Below are 3,876 nucleotides of genomic sequence, written 5' to 3' on the forward strand. Positions count from 1 at the left end.
TGGGCAAAGCCCATGATCTTTTCTTTTGCTTTTGAACTTGGGGGAGCGGTTTTTGCACCCTTGCTTTTCGCCTCGCAGAGCACGTCCAGAAGAATTCTGGTATACCGTGTTATACCAAATGGTTTTGGGTTCTCTCGCCTGATGTGTTATTCTCAATCAAAATGGAGGTGTCCAAAATGGCTCACGTTCAAAAATTCACTAAGGGCAATATGCAAGGACTATCAATTCATTTAGACCGAAAAACTGAAAACCATTCAAACGAAGATATTGATAATGAACGCACACATTTGAATTATGACCTCTGTGAAAAAGAGGGTGACACGCTTTCTCGCATGAATGAAAGACTGGACGAAGTTTATTGCATGGATCGGAAAGATGTAAAGGCATGTTGTGAGTGGGTCGTAACATTGCCTGAATCACTCAAGGATGCATCTCACGAGCATCAAAGAACATTCTTTGAGAATACCTATGAATTTCTTTCTGACCGGTATGGTGGCGAGCAGAACGTTATTTCAGCGAACGTACATAACGATGAAACCACCCCACACATGCATTTTGATTTTATCCCTGTCGTTTGGGACGCGAAAAAAGAACGAGAAAAAGTATCTGCTAAAGAAGTACTGACGAGAGCAGAACTGAAAAATTTTCATACAGAGTTAGACAGACATTTGAAAGAACGGATTCCTGAAATTTATCAAGAAGGGATTTTGAATGATAAAACAATCGGGATCGAGAATATCCATTCGTTGAAAAAACATTCAGCGGAGATTGAAGAGCAGAAAAAAGTGATGGCTGCGGATTTGAAAAGATTTAAAAAGCCAAAAGATGTTTTTGATAAAGTGGATGGAAATGCAGAGAAGAAAACCGTGGGAATCATGAACAAAAAAGAAGTAGTTGTTTTGCTGAAAAAGGATTATGAGAATTTGGGTGTATTGGCGAAATCGAGTATTAAAAGCGATTATCAATTTGAAAATTATAAATCAGTTGCTGAAAATAAAATTGGTGATTTGGAGAAAAGTAAAAAGGGACTGGAAGGAAAAATTGAAAGACTTGAACAAAAAAACACATATCTTGAACGAGAAAAACAATTGATTAAAAGCGATAAAATACATCAACAAAGAAACGCGGTTGTTTATAAAAGCATTTTGGAAGATAAAGAGCCAGATCTAGAAATTAGTGAATCGGAATTTAAAGGACGCTTGATTCTTCATAGTTTAGAACGTGATGGCATGCCGAAGGATAAAGCGGAGGGGCTAAATTGGCTTGAAATCCTTGAAGAAAACAAAATCAATCAAACGATTCCTCAAAATCGGTTGGGAAAAGCTATGGATAAACTGAAATCGTTTTTGGAGAAGTTTATAAAACGAGTTAAAACAGCTGATTTTTCATTGGATGGATTGAAAGAAAAAGACAAAGAGATTAACCAGCAGACAAAGCGGAAAAAAAGTAAATCTTACGATATGGAACGGTGAGATTAAAAAGAATGCTCTTGAAGCGTCTCAGAATTCGTTCTGAGGGCTTTAAGAGCATTTTGCTTAGATTTATATGTATTTGATATTTAAAACGCTTTAAAAGGATTCTGAGCGTTTTGAGAGGGGGGTGAATTTGGTTTTGATCTTGGTTTTGACCTTGTTTTGAGTGGAACGAAAAACGGGTTTCTACTTCTCTTGATACATATAGAAACAACTCAAGCGCTTGAAAGTCCGACGAGCCCTAGAGCTGTATGACTTAAAACGTGTTTTGACATGTAAAAAGCCTTCTGATAGTATTGGAATTGTCTAGAAACCAAATACACAGAGGGCTTTTTGTATGTTTCCCCTCGAAAGAGAGGCTTTTTATGAGTTTGTATCCTGATAGTAGCACAGGTATTAAGGAGCAATCAAGTACCTGTGTTCAAAAAGACGTTGAACTTTTGCGTGATTTGAATGCCAAAGGTGAGGAACGTGACTGGAAAGGCAAGAAGAAGCGTTCTATTCTGATGGCAAAGCATCTTGAAGCAGTTGAAGCTTTAGCGAAAAAAGCAGAGCGAATGTATGACTGCGGAAATTATTTAGTGTTTAAAATGAAAGACGGTAGATTAAAGCTTTATCAAGCGTATTTTTGTAAAGTGAGGTTGTGCCCGATGTGCAATTGGCGAAGGTCACTTAAAATTGCCTTTCAAAATAAAAAAATTGTTCAAGCGGTGAATGAGCGAGAAAAAGTGAAGTGGGTGTTTCTTACTCTCACGGTGCGTAATGTTGAAGGTGAAGAACTAAAACCTACGATGGATCAGATGACGAAAGCATGGAATCGTTTTGCAGGCTATGCAAGATTTAAAAAGTCGGTGCGTGGCTATTTTCGGGCTATGGAAGTAACTCGGAATTGGGATAAGGAAAGTGAGTGGTATGGTACGTATCATCCTCATTTCCACGTGTTGTTAGCTGTGCCAAATGATTATTTTGGTCGTAATTATATTAAGCAAACTGAATGGACAAGCATGTGGCAAAAAGCTATGCAAATTGATTACAAACCGATTGTTCATGTAGCAAAGGTTAAGCCTAAAAAAGAATCACCTGATTTTGTGGAAATGGAGCAAGAAGTGAGAAAAACGATTCTTGAACAAAATGCTATTTTCGAAGTTTCCAAGTATCCAGTGAAAGATACAGATGTGATACGAGGGAATAAAGTGACAGATGAAAATATACAGACGGTCAAGGACTTAGATAAGGCATTGGCTTATAAGCGATTAATTTCTTACGGTGGTATTTTGAAAGAAATTCATAAGGAATTACAATTAAGCGATGCCGAGGATGGCGATTTAATCCATATTGATGATGATTCAGACGAGGTTGCAAATGGTGCTGTTGATGTGATGGCATATTGGCATGTTGGATTGAATAATTACGTAATTTCTAGGAGGGAAACAAATGGTTAAGCCAGGTGATTTATATTATTACTGCCCCGGGTGTAAAAGATTTCATGAGCATTATTCTTCTGCTCATAAAGGCGTGAATCGAAAACTGTGTTTTATTTGCGAAAAGATTCAGCCTAAGAAAACGAAAATTGTCGGTAATGATGAAGATGGTCGTATTCAAATATGTGATAAATGTCTTTCGGAAAATACTTATTCTTGATGTGAATTTGAATTTCAGCAAACGGGCCATATAGTGAATATAGGGGGGGAATTAATGGTGAAGAAAATTATTATTGTTATGTTGATGGTATGCGTTTCAATTTTGGCTGCTTGTTCTTCAACGGCAACAAACCTAGAAAAGGTTGAGAGTGTGCCGAAATTTGTGCAGGATTCTATACAGCCTAATGTTCAATTACAGTTAAAAGAAGAAGACAAAAATAGTTATTATATCACTCTTCAATCTGATGGGGATGCAGATTTTAACTATGATGTAAAAGGTGACATAGTGGAAATTAAATTTGATGTGTCTGACTCTGACACGGAACAAGAAAAACAAACTGTATATCACCTAACGATAGATAAAGATATTACAACTATTGATGTGTATGTCAATGGGGAACACAGCGGTTTCGATATAACCTCATAATATCTACATCCCCGACATTTAACCAATCGGGCGCGTTTGTTCAAGACCAGAAATATTTAAGAGGTGGCAAATTTGCCACCTCTTTTTATTTTTTTCAGCCAAAAGTGAAACTTGCTGCAGAAGAAAATACGTGGCAATTGTCAACGGTAAATGTCTGACTGAAGCGACAGCGAAAGGAATTTAAGGAGTTGATAATTTCGCTACACCCGAACCCTCTTGGCTCGTCAAAAGGCAACACCTTTTGACCTGCCAACCGGCGAGGGAGCCCCCTCAAAAAGTGAGGGGGTTGGGGGAGCTTTTTGGAGGGGGTCGAGGGGAAACTTTTCCCTCGTGGGTT

At 37.9% G+C, this 3,876-nt stretch carries 4 protein-coding genes; all 4 read left to right on the plus strand.

All coding sequences use genetic code 11. The features are described 5' to 3' along the window. Window positions 1–176: 176 nt before the first annotated feature. Window positions 177–1,472 carry a MobV family relaxase gene (gene mobV / locus MKZ11_RS24995; RefSeq protein ID WP_340797297.1) on the plus strand — a complete coding sequence of 432 codons (1,296 nt, stop codon included), beginning with the start codon at window positions 177–179 and terminating at the stop codon, window positions 1,470–1,472. A gap of 365 nt (window positions 1,473–1,837) precedes the next feature. Beyond that, the gene (locus MKZ11_RS25000) at window positions 1,838–2,914 is read left to right on the plus strand and encodes a protein rep (RefSeq protein ID WP_445327066.1); all 1,077 of its coding nucleotides are present in this window, start codon (window positions 1,838–1,840) and stop codon (window positions 2,912–2,914) included. Next, a complete protein-coding gene (locus MKZ11_RS25005) occupies window positions 2,907–3,113 on the plus strand; it encodes a hypothetical protein (protein ID WP_340797299.1) in 207 nt (68 codons plus the stop codon). The genes MKZ11_RS25000 and MKZ11_RS25005 overlap by 8 nt, the downstream gene beginning before the upstream one ends. 54 nt (window positions 3,114–3,167) lie before the next feature. Continuing rightward, window positions 3,168–3,539 (plus strand): hypothetical protein, encoded by a 372-nt coding sequence (locus tag MKZ11_RS25010; protein ID WP_340797300.1) that lies wholly within the window; start codon window positions 3,168–3,170, stop codon window positions 3,537–3,539. Window positions 3,540–3,876 lie beyond the last annotated feature (337 nt).

Source organism: Sporosarcina sp. FSL K6-1508, from assembly GCF_038007465.1.
Lineage (GTDB): Bacteria > Bacillota > Bacilli > Bacillales_A > Planococcaceae > Sporosarcina > Sporosarcina psychrophila_B.